The sequence below is a fragment of the Duganella aceris genome (assembly GCF_011090165.1).
GTDB classification, from domain to species: Bacteria; Pseudomonadota; Gammaproteobacteria; order Burkholderiales; family Burkholderiaceae_D; genus Rugamonas; species Rugamonas aceris.
This window is the reverse complement of record NZ_JAADJT010000004.1, coordinates 374,404-398,224: the sequence shown is the minus strand read 5'-3', so window position 1 is coordinate 398,224 and position 23,821 is coordinate 374,404. Positions and strand designations below refer to the sequence as shown.

Annotated in this window: 21 protein-coding genes; 14 read left to right on the top strand and 7 right to left on the bottom strand. The window is 64.6% G+C overall.

Features of this window, described 5'->3' with window-relative positions; all coding sequences use genetic code 11:
* Window position 1 precedes the first annotated feature (1 nt).
* The 4 genes from GW587_RS11320 (at window position 2) to GW587_RS11305 (ending at window position 5,767) form a co-directional block, all read left to right on the top strand.
* Complete coding sequence (locus GW587_RS11320; protein ID WP_166102496.1) at window positions 2-2,194, top strand: UvrD-helicase domain-containing protein; 2,193 nt, start codon at window positions 2-4, stop codon at window positions 2,192-2,194.
* Window positions 2,195-2,332: 138 nt separating this feature from the next.
* Window positions 2,333-2,866, top strand: a complete 534-nt coding sequence (gene pal / locus GW587_RS11315) for a peptidoglycan-associated lipoprotein Pal (RefSeq protein WP_166102494.1) — start codon at window positions 2,333-2,335, stop codon at window positions 2,864-2,866.
* A 65-nt stretch (window positions 2,867-2,931) separates the two neighbouring features.
* The gene (locus GW587_RS11310) at window positions 2,932-4,281 is read left to right on the top strand and encodes a chloride channel protein (protein ID WP_166102491.1); all 1,350 of its coding nucleotides are present in this window, start codon (window positions 2,932-2,934) and stop codon (window positions 4,279-4,281) included.
* 46 nt (window positions 4,282-4,327) lie between these two features.
* Window positions 4,328-5,767, top strand: coding sequence for a catalase (locus GW587_RS11305; RefSeq protein ID WP_166102489.1), 1,440 nt, complete (start codon window positions 4,328-4,330; stop codon window positions 5,765-5,767).
* A 15-nt stretch (window positions 5,768-5,782) separates the two neighbouring features.
* Here GW587_RS11305 and GW587_RS11300 read toward each other — a convergent pair whose 3' ends face one another.
* Window positions 5,783-7,231: a SulP family inorganic anion transporter gene (locus GW587_RS11300; protein ID WP_166102487.1), complete on the bottom strand. Its 1,449-nt coding sequence runs from the start codon at window positions 7,229-7,231 to the stop codon at window positions 5,783-5,785.
* A gap of 169 nt (window positions 7,232-7,400) precedes the next feature.
* Here GW587_RS11300 and GW587_RS11295 point away from each other — a divergent pair, with 169 nt between their 5' ends.
* The gene (locus GW587_RS11295) at window positions 7,401-7,631 is read left to right on the top strand and encodes a hypothetical protein (RefSeq protein WP_166102486.1); all 231 of its coding nucleotides are present in this window, start codon (window positions 7,401-7,403) and stop codon (window positions 7,629-7,631) included.
* Here the strand turns inward: GW587_RS11295 and GW587_RS11290 are convergent, their stop codons facing one another.
* Window positions 7,632-8,381: a Crp/Fnr family transcriptional regulator gene (locus tag GW587_RS11290; RefSeq protein ID WP_166102484.1), complete on the bottom strand. Its 750-nt coding sequence runs from the start codon at window positions 8,379-8,381 to the stop codon at window positions 7,632-7,634.
* A gap of 279 nt (window positions 8,382-8,660) precedes the next feature.
* On the opposite strand from GW587_RS11290, the gene GW587_RS11285 reads away from it, so the two are divergent.
* Window positions 8,661-9,509, top strand: coding sequence for an REP-associated tyrosine transposase (locus GW587_RS11285; RefSeq protein ID WP_166102483.1), 849 nt, complete (start codon window positions 8,661-8,663; stop codon window positions 9,507-9,509).
* A gap of 33 nt (window positions 9,510-9,542) precedes the next feature.
* On the opposite strand, the gene GW587_RS11280 is transcribed toward GW587_RS11285, so the two are convergent.
* Window positions 9,543-11,627 carry a TonB-dependent receptor family protein gene (locus GW587_RS11280; RefSeq protein ID WP_166102481.1) on the bottom strand — a complete coding sequence of 695 codons (2,085 nt, stop codon included), beginning with the start codon at window positions 11,625-11,627 and terminating at the stop codon, window positions 9,543-9,545.
* A 146-nt stretch (window positions 11,628-11,773) separates the two neighbouring features.
* On the opposite strand from GW587_RS11280, the gene hmpA reads away from it, so the two are divergent.
* From hmpA to GW587_RS11260, 4 genes are all read left to right on the top strand, one after another.
* Window positions 11,774-12,955, top strand: coding sequence for an NO-inducible flavohemoprotein (gene hmpA, locus GW587_RS11275; protein WP_166102479.1), 1,182 nt, complete (start codon window positions 11,774-11,776; stop codon window positions 12,953-12,955).
* Between the two features lie 95 nt (window positions 12,956-13,050).
* Window positions 13,051-14,046 (top strand): aliphatic sulfonate ABC transporter substrate-binding protein, encoded by a 996-nt coding sequence (locus GW587_RS11270; protein ID WP_166102478.1) that lies wholly within the window; start codon window positions 13,051-13,053, stop codon window positions 14,044-14,046.
* 9 nt (window positions 14,047-14,055) lie between these two features.
* A complete protein-coding gene (locus GW587_RS11265) occupies window positions 14,056-15,042 on the top strand; it encodes an ABC transporter permease (RefSeq protein WP_166102475.1) in 987 nt (328 codons plus the stop codon).
* Complete coding sequence (locus tag GW587_RS11260; protein ID WP_166102473.1) at window positions 15,039-15,749, top strand: ABC transporter ATP-binding protein; 711 nt, start codon at window positions 15,039-15,041, stop codon at window positions 15,747-15,749. Before GW587_RS11265 ends, GW587_RS11260 begins: the two co-directional genes overlap by 4 nt.
* Window positions 15,750-15,753: 4 nt before the next feature.
* Here the strand turns inward: GW587_RS11260 and GW587_RS11255 are convergent, their stop codons facing one another.
* Both GW587_RS11255 and GW587_RS11250 read right to left on the bottom strand, forming a co-directional pair.
* Window positions 15,754-17,739 carry a TonB-dependent receptor gene (locus GW587_RS11255; protein WP_166102470.1) on the bottom strand — a complete coding sequence of 662 codons (1,986 nt, stop codon included), beginning with the start codon at window positions 17,737-17,739 and terminating at the stop codon, window positions 15,754-15,756.
* A gap of 95 nt (window positions 17,740-17,834) precedes the next feature.
* Window positions 17,835-18,176, bottom strand: coding sequence for a hypothetical protein (locus GW587_RS11250; RefSeq protein WP_166102468.1), 342 nt, complete (start codon window positions 18,174-18,176; stop codon window positions 17,835-17,837).
* Between the two features lie 115 nt (window positions 18,177-18,291).
* On the opposite strand from GW587_RS11250, the gene GW587_RS11245 reads away from it, so the two are divergent.
* The 3 genes from GW587_RS11245 to GW587_RS11235 all read left to right on the top strand — a co-directional run bounded on the left by GW587_RS11245 (window position 18,292) and on the right by GW587_RS11235 (window position 21,129).
* Window positions 18,292-18,720, top strand: a complete 429-nt coding sequence (locus tag GW587_RS11245) for a Fur family transcriptional regulator (RefSeq protein ID WP_166102465.1) — start codon at window positions 18,292-18,294, stop codon at window positions 18,718-18,720.
* Window positions 18,721-18,804: 84 nt separating this feature from the next.
* On the top strand, window positions 18,805-19,968 hold the full coding sequence (locus GW587_RS11240) for a GTP-binding protein (RefSeq protein ID WP_166102462.1): 1,164 nt from the start codon (window positions 18,805-18,807) through the stop codon (window positions 19,966-19,968).
* Between the two features lie 15 nt (window positions 19,969-19,983).
* Window positions 19,984-21,129, top strand: coding sequence for an esterase-like activity of phytase family protein (locus GW587_RS11235; RefSeq protein ID WP_166102460.1), 1,146 nt, complete (start codon window positions 19,984-19,986; stop codon window positions 21,127-21,129).
* 4 nt (window positions 21,130-21,133) lie between these two features.
* On the opposite strand, the gene GW587_RS11230 is transcribed toward GW587_RS11235, so the two are convergent.
* On the bottom strand, window positions 21,134-21,865 hold the full coding sequence (locus GW587_RS11230; protein ID WP_166102458.1) for an SDR family NAD(P)-dependent oxidoreductase: 732 nt from the start codon (window positions 21,863-21,865) through the stop codon (window positions 21,134-21,136).
* 113 nt (window positions 21,866-21,978) lie between these two features.
* On the opposite strand from GW587_RS11230, the gene GW587_RS11225 reads away from it, so the two are divergent.
* Window positions 21,979-22,893: a LysR family transcriptional regulator gene (locus GW587_RS11225; protein ID WP_166102454.1), complete on the top strand. Its 915-nt coding sequence runs from the start codon at window positions 21,979-21,981 to the stop codon at window positions 22,891-22,893.
* Here the strand turns inward: GW587_RS11225 and GW587_RS11220 are convergent.
* Window positions 22,890-23,759 (bottom strand): LysR family transcriptional regulator, encoded by an 870-nt coding sequence (locus GW587_RS11220; protein WP_166102451.1) that lies wholly within the window; start codon window positions 23,757-23,759, stop codon window positions 22,890-22,892. The two genes, GW587_RS11225 and GW587_RS11220, sit on opposite strands and share 4 nt — an antisense overlap.
* Between the last annotated feature and the right edge of the window lie 62 nt (window positions 23,760-23,821).

The window sequence follows — 23,821 nt, the reverse complement described above, 5'->3', positions numbered from 1 at the left end:
GATGACCGCCGCCCCAGCTCCCAACACCCCCCGCTTCACTCCGCACGGCCTGATCCCCACCGCTGAACAGACCGCCATTCAACTGGCGCAGAACAAGGTGGTGCTGATCGACGCCAACGCCGGCGCCGCCAAGACCACCACGCTGGCGATCCGCATCGGCGAAGCGCTGGCGCGCAAGCTGCCGCCGGAAGCCATTCTCGCCCTCACCTTCACGCCGGAAGCGCGCGATGTACTGCGCCAGCGCCTGCTCGACGTCGGCGTGCCGGCCGCGCTGGTGGCGCGCATCGCGGTGCTGACTTTCGAAGACTTCGCGCGCGAGCAGCTGGACCCGGTCGACGGCGACGAGGTGCGCGTCTGCGACGAGGCGCGCCAGCTGAAGGACTACGCGCTGGCGGCGGTCGACCGCGCCGGCGAACGCTACGCCGGCAAGGTCGACGGCCTGGAGCTGAACACCCACAGCATCGCGCTGGCGCAATTCCTCGACGTGCAGCTGGGGCTGAAGGCGACCATGGCGCTGGCGGCCGACGTCGAATTCATGGGTCTGGAGGAAACCAGCGAACTGCTGGGCGTGCCGCTGGCCGACTACCTGACCACGGTCGAGTACGAAACCCTGCGCCTCGACGGCGGCGCCGGCGCGGTGTTCCGCGGACCGTTCGACGCCACCTACGACCTGGCCTGCAATCTGGACGCCGGCGCGCGTCTGGCCGAGCGCTTCCTCGACTACCGGCTGGTGCTGTGCGACGAACTGCACGATCTGAACGAGGCCGCCTTCCTGATCCTCGATGCGCTGGTGCGGCGGCCGCAATGCTTCTTCGTCGGCGCCGGCGATAAGGACCAGGTGATCCACGCCCGCCTCGGCGCCAGCGACGACTACCTGAAGCGCCGCTTCGCCCAGCACTATCCGAAGCTGGCGCGCTACCCGCTGACGCAGACCTACCGCCACGGCCCGCACCTGGCCTACGCCATGGCCGAGTTCAAGCAGAAGCCGGTCGAATCGGGCCTGCCGTTGCGCACCGAGATCCTGCACGCCCACTACGACAGCGCTGCCCAGTGCGCGCAGCAGGCGGTGGCGGCGGTGAAGCAATGGAAGGCCGACGGCCACGCGCTGGACGGCTGCGCCATCCTGATCCGCGACCGCCATCAATCGATGGCGATCGAAAACGCGCTGATCGACGCCGACATCGACTACCGCACGCCGGTCATGGCCGGCTATCTGCAACGCGACGAGATCCTGTTCCTGCGCGGCCTGCTGGCGATCGGCCTGAAGGATTTCGCCGCCGTCAAATCGGAACAGGTGCGCGGCGCCATCGTCGACGCCATGATCGCCTTCAGCGAGATGAAGTTCGCGGTGCGGCGGCTGGACAACCTCAAGACCCAGATCGTCAAGGATCCGGCGCTGCTCGGCGAGCTGTTCCTGATCGAAGACGAGCAGCGCGACGGCGTCGAACCCGGCTATCGCGACGTCGCCAGCCAGGCCACCAAGCGCGCCGTCATCGACGCCATCGGCTGGCTGTCGGCGCTGGATCCGGCGACGCCGGCGGCGCAAGTGCTGGCCGCGCTGTGCGAGCGGGTCAAGCTGGTGGCCACCGCGCGCCGCATCTTCGTGCGTCCGTATGAAGCGGGCGTGGTCAACAAATCGGTCGAAGGCCTGCTGGAATCGGCCGCGGCCTCCGGCCTGAGCCTGCGCGACTTCTGGACCGCGATGAACGCCCGCGAAGCCTTCACCCGCCGCAAGCGCGACCGCAAGGCGGTGCTGATCGAATGCGTCGCCAACGCCAAGGGCAAGGAGTTCGAGCACGTGATCCTGCCGTTCCTGCAGGTCGGCGAATTCCCGCACCCGCAGCAACCCCGGCGGGACGAGGAAAACCTGTTCTACGTCGCCGCCACCCGCACCCGCGCCCGGCTGACCCTGCTGTCGCCGTCCGACGCGGCGCTGCGCAGCGGCTTCATCGCACAGATGCGGCTGTCGAAATCCTCGGCCGCCGCCGACGGCGCCATCGGCCGCAACCAGCAGCTGGCGTTGGCCGCCAAGACCGCCCCGGCTGGCGCGCCGGCCCGGCATTACCTGACCGCCGGCTTCAACGAAAAAGACCAGGTCAAGGCGCTCGGCGCCCAATTCGACATCGCCCGCCGCGCCTGGTATGTCGAAGCGGGCAAGGATCTGACGGTTTTCGCGTCTTGGTTAAAAAAATAATGACAAAATGACGCAAAATAATGCACCGCACCAATATTTCAGAGGGAAACCCTTATATAATATCGCTCGCGGCTGGCTGAACAGCCTCACACCCACGTGTGTCACCCATAACAAAATACCAATTCGGGAGTATTTTCGATGAAAACCAAAACCAATTTCCTGCTGGCAGCCATCACCGTCGCCGTGCTGAGCGCTTGCTCGACCCCAGCACCAGTGGTCGCTCCGGCACCTGCCCCGGCGCCTGCACCAGCACCAGCCCCGGCACCGGTCGCAGCGCCAGTGCCAGCGCCAGTCGCGGCAGCCCTGCCAGCGTACCTGGACCCAAACAGCTCGATCTACAAAAACCGCAGCGTCTACTTCGACTTCGACAAGTACACCGTCAAGCCTGAAGCCGATGCGCTGATCGCCGACCACGCCAAGTTCCTGGCCGCCAACCCGAACGTCGCCATCAAAATCGAAGGCAACACCGATGACCGCGGCAGCGCCGAGTACAACCTGGCTCTGGGCCAGAAGCGCGCTCAAGCCGTCGTCGCCGCACTGAAAGTGCAAGGCGTGAAAGAAGGCCAACTGGAAGCCGTCAGCTACGGTAAGGAAAAGCCGAAAGCCACCGGTACCGACGACGCGGCACGCGCGCAGAACCGTCGCGCCGACCTGGCCTACCCAAGCAAGTAATCTGAAGTCCCAGACGCCCGGCCGCAAGCCGGGCGTTTTTGTTGGTGGGTACGAATCCGGCGTCGATGAACAGCAAACACAATATCCGCAGCGCCTTCCGTAACGAATTCAGCGACTGGCGCGTGTGGATCACGCGCGCGCTGGTGGTCGCCTTCGCCGTGCTGGCGGGCCTGAGCGTGGTCGGCTTCACCGCCGTGTCCGAATGGGGCTTCGAGCAATTCAGCGCCATGTACCGGCATTACTGGTGGACGCCGCTGTTGTGGACCCCGCTCTGCACCGCCGCCATCGTCTGGATGACGCGCCGCTACGCCGCCGGCGCCAGCGGTTCCGGCATCCCGCAGGTGATGGCCGCGCTGGAGCCGGCGGTGTCCACCGCCCAGCAAGGCATCTTCGTCTCCCTGCGCCTGAGCCTGTACAAAGTGGCGCTGACCACCTGGGGTCTGGTGGCCGGCTTGTCGCTCGGGCGCGAAGGTCCGTCGGTGCAGGTCGCCGCCGGCATCATGCTGACCGCGCGGCGCTGGCTGCCGGAACGCTCGGCCGTCTCCACTCACGGCCTGCTGGTGGCCGGCGGCGCGGCCGGCATCGCCGCCGCCTTCAACACGCCGCTGGCCGGCGTCATGTTCGCCATCGAAGAATTGTCACGCACGCCCGAGCAGCGCAGCAGCGGCCTGCTGATGGCCGCGATCGTGCTGGCCGGCCTGATCGCGGTCTCGATCAACGGCAACGCCACCTACTTCGGCCTGATCCACGCCCAGGCGATCGACCTGTCGCTGCTGCTGCCGGGGCTGATGGTGGCGCTGGCCAGCGGACTGGCCGGCGGTCTGTTTTCCCGCCTGCTGATCGCCTCGCTGAGCGGGCCGCCGCGCGACTGGTTCAGCCGGGTCCGCCTGCGCCGCCCGGTGTGGTTCGCCGCCGCCTGCGGGCTGGCGGTCGCGGTGCTGGGGCTGCTGTCCGGCGGCGCCATCTTCGGCAGCAGCTACAGTCATACCCGCGACATGCTGGCCGGCGCCGATCACTCGCCGGCGATCTTCGTGCTGTTCAAGCTGGTGGCGACCTGGCTGACGTCGTGGTCCGGCGTCCCGGCCGGCATCTTCGCCCCATCGTTGTCGATCGGCGCCGCGCTCGGCAACGACATCGCCCAGCTGCTGCACTATCCAAACGCCAGCGCCCTGATCGCGCTGGGCATGGTCGGCTTCCTGGCGGCGGTGACCCAGGCGCCGCTGACTTCGTTTATCATCGTCATGGAAATGGTGGACGGCCACGCCATGGTGCTCAGCCTGATGGCCTGCGCGCTGGTGGCGCGCACCGTGTCCCACGTGCTGAGTCCGCCGTTGTACGCGACGCTGGCGCAGACGCAGCTGGGCCGACTTCCGCCCGAGGCTCTCTCCAAAGAGAGCGGTCAAAATCTCCGCTAATGGTTATGCTGGAAGTTTCCATTCATCACACGCAGAAGGAAGTTTCATGAAAAACCTCACCACCGCAGCCGGCGCCCCCGTCGTCGACAACCAAAACACCCAGACCGCCGGGCCGCATGGACCGGTGCTACTGCAGGACGTCTGGCACCTGGAAAAACTGGCGCACTTCGCGCGCGAGGTCATTCCGGAACGCCGCATGCACGCCAAAGGCTCGGGCGCCTTCGGCACCTTCACCGTCACCCACGACATCACCCGTTACACGCGCGCCGCGCTGTTCTCGGAAGTGGGCAAGCAGACCGAGATCTTCATGCGCTTCTCGACCGTCGCCGGCGAGCGTGGCGCGGCCGACGCCGAGCGCGATATCCGCGGCTTCGCCGTCAAGTTCTACACCGAGCAAGGCAACTGGGACGTGGTCGGCAACAACACCCCGGTGTTCTTCTTCCGCGACCCGCTCAAGTTCCCCGACCTGAACCACGTCGTCAAGCGCGACCCGAAGACCAATCTGCGCAGCCCGGAAAACAACTGGGACTTCTGGACCCTGCTGCCGGAGGCGCTGCACCAGGTCACCATCGTCATGAGCGACCGCGGCATCCCCAAAGGCTACCGCAATATGCACGGCTTCGGCAGCCACACCTTCAGCTTCATCAGCGCCGCCAACGAACGCTTCTGGGTCAAGTTCCACTTCGTCAGCCAGCAAGGCATCGAGAACTTCAGCGACGCCGAAGCGGCGGCGGTTGTCGCCGGCGACCGCGAAAGCTCGCAGCGCGACCTGTTCGACGCCATCGAAAACAAGAACTTCCCGCGCTGGAAACTGGCGGTGCAGATCATGCCGGAAAACGACGCGTCGAAAGTGCCGTACAACCCGTTCGACCTGACCAAGGTCTGGCCGCACAAGGACTACCCGCTGATCGACGTCGGCGTGCTGGAGCTGAACCGCAACGCCGAGAACTACTTCGCCGACGTCGAGCAATCGGCATTCTCGCCAGCCAACGTGGTACCGGGCGTCAGCTTCTCGCCGGACAAGATGCTGCAATCGAGGCTGTTCTCGTACGGCGACGCGGCGCGCTACCGGCTCGGCGTCAACCACCACTCGATCCCGGTCAACGCGCCGAAATGCCCGTTCCACAGCTACCACCGCGACGGCGCCATGCGCATCACGCCGAGCGGCGGCGGCCAGACCCCGTATGAACCGAACAGCCGTGGCGAATGGCAGCAGCAGGCGCAGTTCGCCGAACCGCCGCTGTCGATCGAAGGCGCCGCCGCGCACTGGGACCACCGGGTCGACACCGACTACTACTCGCAGCCGGGCAACCTGTTCCGCCTGATGACGCCCGAGAAGAAGCAACTGCTGTTCGAAAACACCGCGCGCGCCATCCACGGCGTCTCCAAGCCGGTGCAGGAACGCCACATCTACAACTGTACCCAGGCCGATCCGGCCTACGGCGCGGGCGTGGCGGCGGCGATCGCCGCACTCGAAGGGAAATAAGCTAGGTCGCGGTACTTACGCCGCGACTTCGACACCTGCGCGCTGCAACAGCAGCCCGCAGCGTTTCGACAAATGCTGGACTTGCAAATGCTTGCCGGCGCGCGCGTAGCGCTCGCTCAGGGTGGACACCGCCACCACCGCCGAATGATCGGCCAGCCGCATATGACGGCAATCGAGCACCACCTGCAGCGGATCGCCCTGCGGATCGAACAAATCATTGAAGCGCGCGATCGACGCGAAGAACAAAGTGCCATGCGGCGTGTAGTGCTTGACGCCGACCGCATCCAGCGCCACATCGGCGCGGATCTCGCGTGCATGGCGCCAGGCGAAGCTCAGCGCCGCGATCACGATCCCGCACAGCACCGCCACCGCCAGGTCGGTCGCCACGGTAATGGCGGTCACCACCACGATCAACAAGGCGTCATGACGCGGCACCTTGCCCAGCACCCGCAGCGAGCCCCAGGCGAAAGTCTGCTGCGCCACCACGAACATCACACCCACAAGCGCCGCCAGCGGAATGCGTTCGATCAGCGGCGACAAAAACAGTATAAACAGTAAAATCATGATGCCGCTGACCGCGCCCGACACCCGCGTGCGGCCGCCGGAACCGAGGTTGATCATGGTCTGGCCGATCATCGCGCAGCCGCCCATGCCGCCGAACAGACCGGACGCCACATTGGCCGCGCCCAGCGCCACGCACTCGCGGTTCGGCAGACCGCGCGTCTCGGTGATCTCATCGGTCAGGTTAAAGGTCAGCAACGTCTCCAGCAGACCGACCACCGCCATCAGCAGCGCGTACGGCAGCACGATGTGCAGCGTCTCCAGATTGAACGGCACGGACGGCAAGGCGAACACCGGCAAGCCGCCGGCGATATGCGCCATGTCGCCCAGCGTGCGCGCCGGCAGCCGCAGTCCCTCCGACAGCAGCCCCACGCCGACGATGGCCACCAGCGCCGGCGGCACCGACCTGGTCAGTCGCGGCAACAGATACACCACCAGCATGGTCAACACCACCAGCCCGCACATCCACAGCAGGTTCGAGCCATGCAGCCACTGGCCATCCGCCTTGAAATGTTGCAATTGCGACCACGCAATGACGATCGCCAGGCCGTTGACGAAGCCCAGCATTACCGGATGCGGCACCATGCTGACCAGCTTACCCATGCGCAGCAAGCCAAACAACAGCATGATCAAGCCGCTCAACACCACGGTCGCGAGGAAATACTGCAAGCCATGCTGCGCCACCAGCGCCACGATCACCACCGCCATCGACCCGGCCGCGCCGGAAATCATGCCCGGACGGCCGCCGAAAATGGCCGTCAAAGTGCAAATAAAGAACGCGCCATACAAGCCGGTCAACGGATTCAGGTGCGCAACCAGCGCGAAAGCGATGCACTCAGGAACCAGCGCAAACGACGTGGTCAAGCCGGCGAGCGCGTTTTTAGAAAAATTGGATGACCACATAGAGGGAGTGATGACAAAGAGGAAGGATGCAAAAACGCAACAGCGTGCATATTTTACACGGCCGAGGTTGAAATCTCATCGTCATGGGTGAAGTGGCGCACATTCAATCGGCGGCGAGCGGAGCAGAATGGCGAGGCATCATCACTCAACCTCTTAGTCCGACTACGCCATGACTACTCTGATATCCGCCACCTACGCCCTGCAAAGACAGAAAATCGCCGTGGAGAGGACGCTGTACGCGCGTTCGGCGGAGGAATCGCAACTGGCCGCACGTTGGGCCAGCGCCTGGCACAAACTGGTTCAGCGCAAGCTGGACCAGGATCTGGCCGCCCGCCCAGTGGTGATCCGGGCGGACTTCAGCGGATTCCTGGTGAATCCGCCATCCCGCGTCTTACATTAATCAAGCTGCGTAGCGCTGTTCCGACGCCGTGTTGCTGACCCGCGCCTGGTAGCAGCTACCGGCGCGGCGTTCCATGCCATCGCGATTCAGCACCGTTACACAACCGCGGCGGTAAGCGATCAAACCCTCTTCCGCCAGCTTGCCGGCCGCGCCGGTGATGCTTTCGCGGCGCACGCCGAGCATGTTCGCGATCATTTCCTGGGTCACTTTCAATTCATTGCCGATGGAGCGATCCAGGCGTTCCAGCAACCAGCGGCACAGCTTCTGCTCGATGCTGGTGTGACGGCTACCGGCGACGCTCTGCGCCAGCTGGGCGAACATCGCGCTGGTGTAGCGCATCAATTGCTGGGCCAACGGGCCGCCGGTGTAGAACACTTCGCGCAGCACCGAGGTGCGCAGACGGTAGCCATAACCGGCGGTCTGCACGACTGCCGAGTAGCTGGCACGCTCGGTTGGATACAGCGCCACGCCGACGACACCTTCGCGGCCGACGACGGCGATTTCGGTGGTCGCGCCATCTTCCATCACATACTGGAGGGAAACGATGGCATTTGTTGGGAAATAAGTGAACTCCACGTTATCGCCGTAATCGAACAAGTGCTTACCCGCTGGCAACGTCACCAATTCCAGGTCGCCGAACAGAGCCGTCAGATCATCGCGGGACAGCGCGCGGAGCAAATCGTTCTGCTGAGCGCCGATCAGGCTGATGGATTGTGGAGCGGCGGTGGTCATGGTGTTGATAGCGTTCATGGTGTACCTCAAGTGTCTTGTTGATCCTTCGAATAATGTCGTGTGGATCGCGGTTGGGTTCTGTTTGCCTCACCGTTGATGACACTATATCTTTCGGCCCAATCCCCCGGTATAGGACCACCTTGTAGTCCTATGTAGGCTATGAACATTGCAGAATGTCATCTTTGTCCTACGCACTCCGGGGTCAGAGCTAAAAACTGGACACGGGCTCAGCTGACTGCCTTGTCGCCGCTTGAGGTGGCTCAAATCCGCATCCTCGCAGCAGGCTAGTGTCATCGAATGGCACGACCTCTACGACTCCAATTTGCAGGTGCCCTCTATCACGTCACCGCGCGCGGAGACCGTAGAGAGCTGATCTATTTGGATGACACCGATCGGGCGTTTTGGATGCAGGCATTGGCGGAGGTCTGTGCTCGCTTCAAATTTGTAGTGCATAGTTTTTGCCAAATGGGGAATCACTACCATCTGTTATTGGAAACCGAGCAAGCCAATCTCGCGTCAGGCATGCAGCAATTGAATGGAATATATTCGCAATATTTCAACCGCCGGCACGATCTGGTTGGCCACGTGTTCCAAGGACGCTACCATGCGGTCCTGGTGCAGAAAGAAAGCTATCTACTCGAACTGGCACGCTACATCGTCCTGAACCCGGTGCGCGCCAACCTCGTCAAGCGACCCGGTGACTGGCCTTGGAGCAGCTACCGTTTGACAACCGCCGATGCATCGCCGCCTTCGTGGCTGAGCGTGCAATGGACGTTGGAGATATTTCATTCATCGCGTCCGGAAGCGATCGAGGCCTACCGCGCTTTCGTCTATGCGGGAATCGGATGCGCCAGTCCGTTCGCCGATGTCAACAGCCAGCTTATCTTGGGTGACGGAGCATTCGTTGCCCGCTTCCAGGCGCCTCGGGCGATCGTCCAAGACAAGGGCATCACTCGCCAGCACCGGCGGGCAATCGGGCCTCCTCTGCAAGCGTTTCTAGAACAGTATCCGGACCGCGACGAGGCAATCGCCAGGGCGCACGCCACGTCGTCGTACACCATCGACGTCATCGCGCGCCACTTCAAGGTCTCGCATAAGACAGCAGCCCGCGCCATCAAGCGATGGCGCGGGCTGCTCGACGGCTGAGACCGTGTCCAATTTTTAGCTCTGACCCCGGAGTTAGTAGGACACGCGGAGTTGTAGGTAGGCTAGACGGGGGGCGCCGACCATGCGGCCGGCGTTGCCGTCGACGTTGCGGGTGTAGTAGCGCTTGTCGCTGATGTTGTTGACGCCCGCCAGCACTTCGTAGCCGGGCTTGCCCTTCAGCTTCCAGCCCAGCTGCGCGTTCCACAGCCGGAAGCCGGGGATCTGGCCGACGTTGCCGGCCGCCGCTTCCGCCACCGTGTTGGCGGTGTCCGAATATTGCTTGGTCTGGTGCGTGCTCGAGACGTTGGCGGTCCAGCCGCCGAGGCGGTAGCGCGCGCCCAGCGTGTCGGTGTTGCGCGAGTAGAACGGGACGTCCTTGCCGGCCGTCGTGCCCGAATCCTGGATCGCTTTCGTGTAGGTGTAGTTGGCGTAGACGTTCAGGCCGGCCAGCACGCTGGCGTCGTCGAAGCTGTAGTCCAGCGCCGTCTCCACTCCGTCGTGCTTGGTCGCGCCGATGTTCTGGAATGTGGCCGGCGTGATGCCGGGCACCTGGATGATCTGGTTGTCGAACTTCAGCTTGAAGGCGGTCACTTCGGCGCTCACGGCGCCGGTCTTCCAGCGCGCGCCCACCTCGGCGGTCTTGGCCAGCTCGGGCTTCAGTGGGTTGGTCGGGGTCTGCGAGTTCAGTTGCGTGTTCTGCACCGGTCCGAACGAGGTGGTGTAGTTGGTGAACACTGTCAGCGCTGGGTTGATCAAATACGCCACGTTCAGCGACGGCAAGGCTTTGTTGTTGTCGGTGGTGAACGTGGTCTTGCCGGCCAGGTCGTTGCGCTCCGATGAGATGCGCTCGTAGCGAACGCCCGGCGTGATGCGCCATTTGCCCAGCGCGATGCGGTCGTCGATGTAGGCCGAGTGCGCGTCGGTGCTGTTGTCGAAGGTCGAGATGGCGCCGTTGACGCCGGTCGATACCGTCTGGATGTAGTTGTTGTCGTCGCCGCGCTCGGTCAGATAGCGGTAGCCGACCGTGACGTCGTGCGTCATGCCGCCGCCGGCGAAACGCTGCGTGTAGCGCGGTTCGATGCCGGTCACTTCGTAGTTGCGCGGTTGCCAGGTAATCTGCGTCTTGGCGGCGTTGATCAGCGCGCTCTGGCGGAAGCTCTTGCTGTAGTAGGCCTTGACTTCGAACTCCTGCGTCGCCGACAGCGTGTTCAGGTAGCCGACGTCGACGCCCTTGCGGTCGCCGCTCCAGAAGTCGGTCGGGCGGGTGTTCTGGAACGGGTCGGCGTTGTATTGCGCCACCGTCAGCCCGCCCGGTGTGCGCGAGTTGACGTCGTAATAGGAAACCTTGCCGTACACCTCGCTGCTGGCGTTGAGCTTGTAGCGGAACTTGGCGGCGAAGTCGTTGACCTTCTCGTCGCTGCCGGCGCGCCATTCGGTGCCGTCGAGGCCCGAATACATCAGCGCCAGGCCCAGGCCGCTGTCCAGCGTGGTGCCGATGAAGGCGCTGTATTGCGTGTTGTGGCCGCCTTCGCCGAAGTGGTTGTAGCGCACCGAGGCGTCGCCGCTGACGCCCGGGCCGTCGGGAATCGCGCGGCTGCGGAAGTTGATGATGCCGCCGACATTCTGCGGGCCGTAGCGCACCGCGCCGCCGCCGCGTACCACGTCCACCGATTCGATATTGTTCAGGCTGACCGGGGCGAACGACAGCTGCGGCTGGCCATACGGCGCCACCGCCAGCGGGATGCCGTCCAGCAGCACCGTCGAGCGCGGCGAGTAGCGTCCGGTCAGGCCGCGCACGCCGATGTTGAGCGAGATCGCGCTGCCGGCGGTGCCGGAGTTGTCGGTCGATTGCACGCCGGGAATGCGGCGCAGCACGTCGCCGATGTTGGCGGCGCCGGTGTCGTCGATCTCTTCCTTGTTCATCACGGTGCGCGCGCCGGCGAAATTCTTGACGCTGTTCTGCAGCCCCGAGCCCAGCCAGCTGCCCGATACCTGGATCGATTCGATCGGCGCGTCCGCTTCCTGCGCGTGCAGCATCACCGGCGCGCTCAGCAGCGCGATCGCGGTGGCCAGCGCGGTAGGTTTGAAGGGAGCGGCGTGCAGATTGAAGTTGTTCATGAGACTGAAAAGTTAACGTGGCTGAAGCTGCGAATGATAACACTTCTCATTCGCAATTCATAGGCAGCGCAAGCTCGGCGTCGACACTTTAAACATTCATGTGATATACTTCTTTTAGTTCATCACCAAAGAGAAAGAGTCATACCATGCTCAGCACTGCTCAAAAAGCCATCATCAGCGCCACCGTCCCTATCCTGGAACAAGGCGGCGAAGCCTTGACCCGCCACTTCTATCTGACCCTGTTCCGCGACTTCCCGCAAGTGAAGCCATTCTTCAACCAGGCCAACCAGGCCGACGGCAACCAGCAGCGCGCGCTGGCCGATGCGGTGCTGAAGTACGCCCGCAATATCGAGAAGCTGGAGAACCTGGGTCCGATGGTCGCGACCATCATCAACAAGCACGTGTCGCTGCAGATCCAGCGCGAGCACTATCCGCTGGTCGGCACGTCGCTGCTGAAGGCGATCCGCGAAGTGCTCGGTGAAGAAACCGCGACCGACGCGGTGATCGAGGCCTGGGGCGCGGCCTACGGCCAGCTGGTGGACATCCTGGCCGGCGCCGAGGAAAAAATCTATGCGCAGAACGAGCAGGCCGAAGGCGGCTGGCGCGGCGCCCGTAGCTTCAAGGTGGTCGCCAAGACGGTCGAAAGCGACGAGATCACCTCCTTCGTGCTGCAACCGGCCGATGGCGGCAAGGTCGTGGCGCACCATGCCGGCCAGTACATCGGCCTGGTGGTGTCGGTCGATGGCGAGTCGGCGCGCCGTCAGTATTCACTGTCGGCGGCCAGCAATGGCGTCAGCTACCGCATCAGCGTCAAACGCGAGCCGGGCGGCCTGGTGTCGAACTTCCTGCACGATCGGGTCCATGTCGGCGATAGCCTCGATCTGTTCCCGCCGTCCGGCGACTTCGTGCTGGCCGACAGCGACAAGCCGCTGGTGCTGATCAGCGGCGGCGTCGGCATCACACCGACACTGGCGATGCTGACGGCGGCGCTGCGCACCAACCGTCCGATCCACTTCATCCACGCGGCGCGTCACGCCGGCGTGCATGCCTTCCGCGATCATATCGATGCCTTGGCCGAAAAGCACCCGCAGCTGCAGCGTTTCTATTGCTACGCGACGGTGGACGCGGATGGTCCGCAGCCGCACGCAACCGGCTACCTGAATCCGCAAACGCTGTCGGCATGGATGCCGGAGACGCGCGACCTGGAAGCCTACTTCCTCGGTCCGACGCCGTTCATGAAGGCGGTCAAGTCGCACCTGCTGGAACTGGGCGTGCCGCAGTCGCAGACCTACTATGAGTTCTTCGGTCCCGCCGAGGCGTTGGCCTGATGCGTTTTTCAACTAAGTAAAGCCGGATATCTTCGTGTACTGGGGACGGCGGCGGTGCAATACTTTATGCATCGTCGCCCTCACCCTAGGAAAACATGAAGCGCAGAACCCTGTTGAAACTGGCGGCCGGTGGCGCCGCCACCGCTGCGGCCTCCGGCTGGTCGCCGGTCTCCTTTGCCGCCGCCGCGCCGCTCAAGGAACTGCGGCTCGATTACGCCTACTATTCGCCGACCAGCCTGGTGCTGCGGCGCTTTGGTTGGCTGGAGGATGAGTTCAAGGCCGACGGCACGTCGGTGCGCTGGGTTCTCAGCGCTGGCAGCAACCGCGCGCTCGAATACCTGAATGCGAACAGCATCGACATCGGCTCCAGTGCGGGCCTGGCGGCGTTGCTGGCCAAGGCCAACGGCAATCCGATCAAGACGCCGTATATCTTTTCGCGTCCCGAATGGACGGCGCTGGTGGTGCGCAAGGATTCGCCGATTCGCACGCTGGCGGATTTGAAGGGAAAGAAGATCGCGGCCACCAAGGGGACGGATCCTTATCTGTTCTTGCTTCGGTCGTTGCAGACGGTCGGTTTGAAGCGCGGCGATATCGAGCATATCGGCTTGCAGCATGCCGATGGGCGTGCGGCCCTCGAACAAGGCAAGGTCGATGCGTGGGCGGGGCTCGATCCACACATGGCGGCCAGCGAGTTGGAGAGCGGGTCGCGGCTGATCTATCGGAATGTGGCGTTCAATACTTATGGCTTCCTGAACGTGCGCGAGGAGTTCCTGGCGACGCGGCCGGCCGAAGTGGCGCGCGTGATCAAGGCCTATGAAAAGGCGCGAGGGTGGATCAGGGCGAATCCCTCCGAGGCGGCCAAGATACTGTCCGAGGAGGCCAAGGTGTCGTTGCCGGTGGCGCTGTTGCAAATCAAACTGCGCAGCGACTTTAGCAATCCGCAGCCGGGCAGCGAACATGTGAAGGCTTTGCAGCTCGCGGCCCCGATCCTGCGCGACGAGGCGCTGGTCAAGGCGGATACAGATCTGAATCGGGCCATCGGCGATTTGATCGATACCCGTTTCGCGCAGCCTTTCATTGCGCGCAGCTAGGGGCGCGGCATGAGCAGCCAGTCGGCCGTCAGCGCGCAAGCCGTGACCGCAGCCAACAGCACCACTGCCGCGTTGGTTCCTCGCGAGCGGCGCGATGCCCGCGCAGCGCAGCCGCCGGCGGACGGCGCGGCCGGTGCCGTGCCGCGAGCGGCCGCCCCGGGCAGCGGCTCAGGCGTGCAAACGCCGCACAATGCGCCAGCCGGGACTCCGCTCACGGCTGGCGGCCAGCGCTGGCGGCGCGTGGCGCTTGGCGCGCTGCTCCCCGTGACGGCTTTGGCGGCAACCGAGATCGCCGTGCGCAGCGGCGTGATTCCTTCGCATCTGCTGCCGGCGCCGACGCAAATCCTCGATACCCTGGCCGATCTCGGCGCGCATGGATTGCTGGGCCACATCGGCCCCAGCACGCTGCGCGTCGCGGCCGGCTTCGGCATCGGCGCCTTGCTGGCGGTGCTGCTCGGCGCCACGGTCGGCCTCAGTCGCCGCGCCGAAGCCCTGCTCGACCCGACCTTTCAGGCCCTGCGCGCCATCCCGTCACTCGCCTGGGTGCCGTTGCTGCTGCTCTGGCTCGGCATCGACGAAGCGCCCAAGCTGGTGCTGATCGCCATCGGCGCCTTCTTCCCTATTTATATGGGCGTGGCCTCCGGCATCCGCGGTGTCGACCGCAAGCTGATAGAAGTAGCGCGCCTGTACCGGCTGTCCAACTTCGCGCTGACCAGGCGCGTGCTGCTGCCGGCCGCCCTGCCCTCCATCCTGACCGGCCTGCGCAACGGCCTCAGTTTGGCGTGGATGTTCATGGTCGCGGCGGAATTGATCGCGGCCAGCCGGGGCCTGGGCTACCTGCTCTCCGACGGCCGCGAGACCAGCCGCGCCGATATCGTGCTGGCGGCGATCGCGCTGCTGGCCATCCTCGGCAAAGTCAGCGACAGCCTGATGGCCGCCATCGAACACCGCTGCCTCGCCTGGCGCGACAGCTACGAAGGAGCGCTAACCGCATGAGCATCGCCCTCGACATCCACATCACGGAAAAACGCTACGGCGAGCGCGCGGTGCTGCGCGACGTCAGCCTGCAACTGCAACAAGGGGAAATCGTGAGCCTGATCGGCGCGAGCGGCTGCGGCAAAAGCAGCCTGCTGTCGATCGCCTCGGGACTGGACCGCGACTTCAGCGGTCAAATTAAATTGGACGGTGCGCCGCTTCACGGCGTCAGCCGCGAGATCGGTTTCATTTTCCAGGAGCCGCGTTTATTCCCCTGGCTGACGGTGGCGCAGAACGTCGCCTTCGACAACGACAAGAACCCGCGCCTGGTCAAGCGCCTGCTGTCGGAAGTGGGGCTCGACGACCACGCCGCCGCGCTGCCCAAGCAGCTGTCGGGCGGCCAGGCGCAACGCGCCGCCATCGCGCGCGGCCTGTTCACGCAACCGCGCGTGTTGCTGCTCGACGAGCCGTTTTCCGCTGTCGACGCCTTCACCCGCATGAAGTTACAGGACCTGCTGCTGCGCGTCGCTCAGGAACACCAGCTCACCGTGCTGCTGGTGACGCACGATATCGATGAAGCGCTGTACCTGAGCGACCGCGTGGTCCTGCTGGACGGCACGGCCGCACCGGCGCTGACGGAATTCCATCCCGGCCCAGCGCCGCGCAAACGCAGCGACGTCGGCGCGGCGGCATTGAAGGCCGCCATCCTCGACAGCCTTCACGTCTGACGCGTCAGAACTTGGCGCGCACACCGAACACCACGTTACGCCCCGGCAGCGGCGAGATATCCTTCAGCACCGAAGTCGAAACACGGATCTCGTCGTTGGTCAGGTTCTTGGCCAGCATGAACCAGGTCAGGTCGTAGCCGCCGATCTTTTGCGTGTACGAGACATTGGCGTTGAGCTGGTTGTAGCTCGGCGTATCCGAGGTCTCGAACGATGCCAGGCGATCCTGCGACTGCGCGTGCACCAGCGACAGGCCGGCGCGCCAGGCGCCCATCTTGTAGGCGGTGCTGGCGCCGACACGGGTCGCAGGTTGCAGCGGCAGGCTGCCGCCGCGATCCAGCTTGCCGCGCGTGGTATCGGCGAACACGCGGCCAGACCAGCCGGCGCCGGTCGGGTTGTATTCCAGCTCCGCTTCAGCGCCGTGGATGGTGGCGTCGGCCTGCTCGAAGATGCGCTCGCGCAGTTCATCGCCCGGGTTGCCCTCGGCGTCAAGCAGGTTGCCGGTGATGTGGCCATAGATGAAGTCACTGACCTTGTTGCGGAACAGGTTGGCCTTCCAGCGCACCAGGCCCGTGGTCTTCTGCACCGTCAGTTCGATATTGCGCGAGGTCTCCTTCTTGAAATCGGCGTTGCCGACGTCGAAGGTGACGGTGGCGTCATGCGGGCCGGCCGAATACAGTTCCTCGGTCGACGGCGCGCGCTGCGCGTAGGAGAGCGTGGCGCCCAGGCCATAGCCCGGAATGAACGGCCACATCGCCCCCACCGATCCCGATTGCAGATTGAACGAGCGGTCGACGCCCGTCACCGGCTCGCGTTCGACGCGCTCCACGCGGCCGCCGGCGTTGAACCGCACCGGGCCAAAGTCGGTTTCTTCAACCAGGAAGGCGGCTTTGGAGGTCGAACGCGTGACCGGCACCGTGTCCGGGCCGCCCTCCGCGCTCAGCGCCGAGAAGCGCGTGTTCTCGGTCTGCACACCGAAGGTGCCGTGCCACCCGGCCACCGGCTTGTGCGTCAATTCGAAGCGGGTCTCCAGCGAGTGGTTCTGGAAGATCACTTCCGGCGCGTTCTCGTCATTCAGCTCGGCGTGCTGGTAGTCGGTGTAGCCGGCCTTGAACTTGAAGGTCTCGAAACCGTCGAACGGCGCCTTGACCAGGCTGTCGATGTCGTAGCGGGTCTGCTTCTGGTCGATCTTCGAGCCTTCGTCGCTCGGGATGCCGTAGACATTGGTCAGGTGCGATACCGAGGCGCCGATGAAGCCCCAGCTGTCGACGAAGGATCCGCCCAAGCCGGCGTTGCGTTCCTTGGTGTCAGAGTGCGGCAGATGACCGGAGGCCGAATCGGGATCGCCCATGACGCGATTGCCGGGGATTTTGTAGTCGCCTGCGTTGCGGGCGTTGCCGTCCACGTGCCAGGCGAACTTGCCGGCCGAGCCGTCGACGGTGCCGGAAGCGTTGCGGCCGTCGTCGACCGAGCTGGCGCGCACTTCCAGTTGCCCGGTCAGCTTCGGTTCCAGCGCGGTCGGAATGCGTTCGTTGACCACATTGACCAGGCCACCGATGGCGCCCGAGCCGTACAGCAGCGCGGCCGGGCCGCGCAGGATTTCGATCTGCTGCGCCACCGCGCCTTCGGCCGCCACCGCGTGGTCGTTCGACAGGCCGGAGACGTCGGAGACGGCCATGCCGTTCTCCAGCATCTTGACCCGGGCGCCTTCCAGGCCACGGATAATCGGCCGCGATGCGCCGGCGCCGAACGCCGAGGCGGACACGCCCAGCTCCTGCGACAGCGTCTCGCCCAGCGAGCTGCCGGCCTTGTCGCGCAGTTCGTCGCCGGCCAGCACCTTGGCCGGGGCCAGGATCTGATCGCTGGCGCTGTTTCCGAACGGCGTGGCGGTCACCACCACTTGCGGCACGACCGCGTCGTTGGATTGGGCCGCAGCCAGCGTGGAAAAGGCGGACAGGATCGCGCTGGCCAGCAGCGTGCGTTGGTTCTTCATGTGATACCTCTAGCAAAAATGGATGACAGGGCGCACCGCGCAGCGGAAGGCTCGCGGTGACGCTACAACTCAAAAATCAGGACGGATTTCGGCTGTCAGGCCAGAGGAGGCGCGCGGGATTGGAAGACGCAGGTGGTCCGCTCGCAGGCGGACATGGTGGTGGGTACGGCGACCGGGCCGGCGCCGACGGTGGCCAGGGCCAGCATCGGCGGCGCGCCGGTGATCGCCGCCGCCATCTGCGCCACCGAGACACATTCGGCGCACAGCTTGTGCGCGGCGACGCTCTTGCGGTGCTCGGCATGTTCCTCGTCGCTGAGTTGCGAGACCTGCTGGTTGATGTCGGACCAGTGCGTATAGACGTGCGTTACCCCGATCTGCTGCGTCAACAGCAGCAGAAGCGCGAGGAATACATGAACTATCGAACGGCGTTGCATCAAGTTTGGCCGGGCCGGAGAGGAACGAAGCGCTCATTCTAACCGCAAGCGCCGGAATAACGCCAGCGGCCGACGTGTTACCATAGCGCTGCTACGAGTAGAAATTAACCAAGACCAGATGCAAACATCCACCGCAGACCAGGCAGAATCGCTGATCCGAGCCACCGGCGCCCGCGTTACGCGGCAGCGCATCACCGTGCTCGATTTTTTGCTCGGCCAGGACAAATCGCTGACCCACCACGAAATCCAGGACCGCCTGTCCGACGAGGCGCTGGACCCGGTCACGCTGTACCGCGTGCTGGAATGGCTGACCGAAAATGAGCTGATCCACCGCATCCCCGGCGCCGACCAGGTGTGGCGCTTCAGCGCCGGCGCCGGCCAGCATTCGCACGAACACGCGCACTTCCAGTGCACCAAGTGCGAACAGGTCACGTGCTTCACCGAAGTCGAACTGCCGCGCAAGATCAAGCTGCCGGCCGGCTTCGAGAGCCAGGAAATGGACTTCCTCATCAAGGGCACCTGCCCCCACTGCGCCCGAAAAAAGTAAAGCATGACTAATGCAGTTAACTTGCATTAGGATTTGAATCCGCCTATGATGCAACTCGTTTGCAATAACCATAGCGAGATTCCCATGACCGTATCCGATCCAAAGCGCGACACCCGCTTGCCCGTCACCGTTCTTTCCGGCTTCCTCGGCGCCGGCAAGACCACGTTGCTCAACCACGTGCTGGCCAACCGCGAGGGATTGCGGGTGGCGGTCATCGTCAACGACATGAGCGAGGTGAATATCGACGCCTCGCTGCTGCGCCAGGGTGCCGAGAACGCCGGCGCGGCGCTGTCGCGCACCGAGGAGAAGATGGTCGAGATGAGCAACGGCTGCATCTGCTGCACCTTGCGCGAAGACTTGCTGCTGGAAGTGCGCAAGCTCGCCGCCGACGGCCGCTTCGACTACCTGCTGATCGAATCGACCGGCGTCGGCGAGCCGATGCCGGTCGCCGCCACCTTCGATTTCGAGGATGAACACGGCGACTCGCTCAACCACCTGGCGCGCATCGACACCATGGTCACCGTGGTCGACGCGGTCAACCTGCTCGACGACTACAACAGCGTCGACTTTCTCGCCCAGCGCGGCGAGACCGCCGGCGAAGGCGATGACCGCACGCTGGCGGCGCTGCTGTCGGAGCAGATCGAGTTCGCCGACGTCATCGTGGTCAGCAAGACCGACCTGGTCGCGCCGGCGAAGCTGAAGGAAGTCCACGCGGTCATCAAGGCGCTGAATCCCGGCGCCACCATCATCGACGCCGAAAAAGGCCGGGTGCCACTGCACCTGATCCTCGGCACCGGCAAGTTCGACCTGGAGAAAGCCAGCGAGATGGCCGGCTGGGCGCAGGAACTGGCCGGCAACCACACGCCGGAGACCGAAGAATACGGCATCGCCAGCTTCGTGCTGCGCGACCGACGTGCGCTGCATCCGCAGCGCTTCGACCATTTCCTGGACCGGGACTTTCCCGGCCTGATACGCGCCAAGGGCTACTTGTGGCTGGCGACGCGGCCGGAATGGGCGGTCGCGTATTCCCGGGCCGGCAAGATCGCCTCGGTGGAGCCGGTCGGCCAGTGGGCCGAGCCCTACGACGACCGCGTCAACGAGCTGGTATTCATCGGCCGCGACATGGACCGCGCCGCGATCGAAGCCGCCTTCGACGACTGCGTCCTGAGCGATGCCGAGAACGCGGCCGGTGTCGCCGCATGGCGACGCTACGCCGATCCTTTCCCTGACTGGATGGCGGAGAGGTGATACCATCGCGGGCTTATGAAAAAATCCACCTCGATCCTCGCCCTGGCCGGCGCGCTGATGCTGGCCGCCTGCGCTCCATTCACCCCCTACAAGCCGGCCATGCCGGACACGGTTTCCAGCCTGCGCTTCATCGGCGAACAGCGGCTGCCGTGGCGCCTGCAATACAAGGACACCATGGTGGGCGGCCTGTCCGGCATCGACTACGACGCCGCCAGCGGCGAGTGGGTGATGATCAGCGACGACCGCTCGCAGCACAACCCGGCCCGCTTCTACAGCGCGCGCCTGCAATATGATGGCGACTCCTTCAAGCCGGTGGAGCTGAGCGGCGTGGCGCTGTTCCTGCAGCCGGACGGCAGCACCTATCCGTCCAAGGAAGACTACAAGCGCGCCGGCGGCGTGGTATCCGACCTCGAAACCATCCGCGTCGATCCGCAGGACGGCAGCATCTGGTACGGCAGCGAAGGCGATGTGAGCCTGGGCCTCGATCCGTTCGTGCGCCACGCCACGCGCGACGGCCGCTATCTGTCCACCCTGCCCCTGCCGCCGATGTTCACCGTATCGACTGATCACTCGTCCGGGCCGCGCAACAATCAGAGTTTCGAAGGCATGAGCTTCTCGCCGGACGGCCGCACGCTGTGGGTGTCGCTGGAAGGCCCGATGTACCAGGACGGCCCGGCGCCCGACCCGGTCAACGGCGCGGTCAACCGCATCACGCATTTCGCGCGCGACGGCAAGGTGCTGGGCCAATACGCCTATCCGCTCGACCCGATTCCGGCGGCGCCGGGCAAGGGCAAGTACGCCGACAACGGCATCTCGGAGATCCTCGCCATCGGCGCCACGCGCCTGCTGGTGCTGGAGCGCGCCGGCGTCCAGGGCGAGGACGGCAAATACACCGACTACGTGCGCATCTACGAAATCGAGGCCGACGGCGCCAGCGACATCCAGAAGCTGCCGACGCTGAAAGGCGCCTCCTACAAGCTGATGAAGAAGCGCCTGGTGCTGGATGTCGGCACGCTGAACCTGCCCATCGTCGACAATCTGGAAGGCATGTCCTTCGGTCCGGTGCTGGCCAACGGCCACGCAAGCCTGGTCTTGATCTCCGACGATAACTTCGGCAAGAACCAGGTCACGCAGCTACTGCTGTTTGAAATTATTCCCTAAGCGCTCACCAAGTGCCGGCGGTGGCGCCGCCGTCGACCGGCAGCACGGCGCCGCTGGTGAACGAGGACTCGGTGAGGTACAGCACCGCGTCCGCGATGTCCTGCACCACGCCGGTCCGGCCGCTCGGCGACAGACCTTTCAGGAAGTTCTGCGTGCCTTCGTCCGTGCCGTGCATCGGCGTGGCGATGATTCCGGGCGCCACCGCGTTGACCTTGACGTTGGACGCGGCCAGCTCCAGCGCCAGGCCGCGCGTCGCGCTGTTCAAACCACCCTTGATCAACACCGGCAGCAGCGCCGGCACCTTGACGTTAGGCTGCATCGCGACGCTGGCGGTGATGGTGACGATGTGACCCTCGCCGTTGGCGCTCATGTGCTTCGCCGCTTCCTGAGACGGATAGAAGAAGCCCAGCAGATTCGTGTTGACGATGGACGCCACATCCGCCTCGCTGTAGTCGGCGATCGGCTTGGCCAGGAAGATGCCGGCGTTATTGACCAGGATATCGACCTTGCCGAAGGCGGCGACGGCGCGTTCGAACAAAGCCTTGGCGGTGGCTGGGTCGGCGATGTCGCCGGCCACCGGCAGGAAGTTATGCGGGTTGCCCAGCTGCTCGGCGGCCTGCTTCAGGCGGTCCATGGTGCGGGCGTTGCCGACCACGTTGTAGCCGCGTTTCAGGTAAGCCTGGGCGATGCCGAAGCCGATGCCGCTCGATGCGCCGGTGACGATGACTGTTTTCATGGTGGTGCTCCTCAAAGTGGGTTGGTGTAGGAACACTGTACTCACAACGCAGGCGTTGATAAACACACGCGAATACAAGATAATTCATACAGCATGTAACTAATGAGGCTGAGATGAAGCGCTATTTCGACGATGTACTCCTGGGCAGCATCGAGTTGTTCTGTTTCGCGGCGGAGCTGGGCAGCTTCACGGCGGCGGCGCAGGCGGCCAGTGTGACGCCGGCGGCGGTCAGCCGTTCGATCGCGCGGCTGGAGGAACGCCTGGGCGTGCGCCTGTTCGTCCGCACCACGCGCCAGATCCGCCTGACCGACGGCGGCCAACGCTATTTCCAGCAATGCCGACAGGCGCTGTCGCAGTTGACCGAGGCCGAGCGCGAAGTGACCGGCGGCCAATCCCGGCCGGCAGGCGCGCTGCGCATCAGCGCGCCGACGCCGTACGCCCACTATCGGCTGTTGCCGCTGATGGGCGAGTTCCGCAAGCTGTATCCGGAGGTGACGCTGGACATCCACGTCAGCAACCGCAACATCGACTTCGCCGACGAGGGCTACGACCTGGCGATACGCGGCCGCTCGCCGGCCGATTCCAACCTGATCGCGCGCAAGCTGGAGGACGCGGAACTGGTGCTGGTCGCCTCCCCCGCCTACCTCAAGCGCGCCGGCAAGCCGAAGAACATCGAAGATCTGGCCAAACACGAATGCATACAGTTCGAATTGCCCAGCACCGGCAAGCAGATTCCGTGGACCTTCATGGTCGACGGCGCGCAGATCGACCTGCCCACCACCGGCGGCTTGTGCTGCGCCGAGGACGTGCTGGGCATCGTCACGCTGGCGCGCAGCGGCGCGGGCCTGGTGCAGACCTACCGCTACATCGTCGAACAGGACCTGGCGCGCGGCGACCTGGTGGAACTGCTGCCGCAGCACGGCGGCACGTCGCGGCCCTTCATCCTGCTGTATCCGCACGCGCGTCATTTGTCCCTGCGGGTGCGGACCTTCGTCGACTTCCTGGTGGAGAAGCTGCCGCGCTCCTAGTTGGCCGCCGCGCCGAGACTCTCAGCGAACGCCGTCCGCGCCGGATGGTGCAGCACGTCCTTGCGCCACACCAGCATGGTCTCGACGTTGGCGATATGCGGCGGCAGCGCATGCTGGCGCACCGTCTTCGCCAGCTTGCGCTGCTCGACCAGCTCCCTCGGCATCATCGCCACGCCCATGCCGGCGGCGACACAACCGAGGATGGCCTCGTAGCTGCCGAACTCCGACACCCGCGCCGGCGCCACATCGCCCTCGGCGAACCACGATTCCAGACGGCGCCTGTAGGTACAGCCGCTACGGAACGCCAGCAAGGTACGCCGTTCCAGGTCGCGGGGCGACGACACCGGCGGGTGCACATGGTTGGTGATCAGCACCAGCTCTTCCTTGAACACCACGCGCTGCGCCAGTTCCGGATGCTCGATCGGCCCGGCCACCAGCGCCAGGTCGAGCCGATGCTTCAATACGCCGTCGATCAGATGGTCGGTCGGCGCGGTGTCGAGCACCAGGTCGACCGCCGGATACATGCTGTTGAACGCGGCCAGCACCTGCGGCAGGCGCGCCGCCGCCGTCGTCTCCATCGAGCCGATGCGCAACTGGCCGGCCGGCTGCTGGTCCGGGCGCAGCGCCGCCTGCGCCTCGTCGGCCAGTTGCAGCAGGCGGTCGGCGTAGGCCAGCAGCCGTTCGCCCTCGCTGGTGATCTGCAGCTTGCGGCTGGCGCGGTGGAACAGCGTCACGCCCAGCGATTCCTCCAGCTGGGTCAGGCGCGCCGAGACGTTCGACTGCACGCGGTTGAGGCGGGAGGCGGCCAGCGTCACGCTGCCCTCCTCGGCCACGGCTTTAAAGATGCGCAGGGCGGAGAGTTCCATGATTTGATTCTTAAAAAGAGATAGATTCCTTCATTATTATTCATTTTTTTAAATAGTCAAAG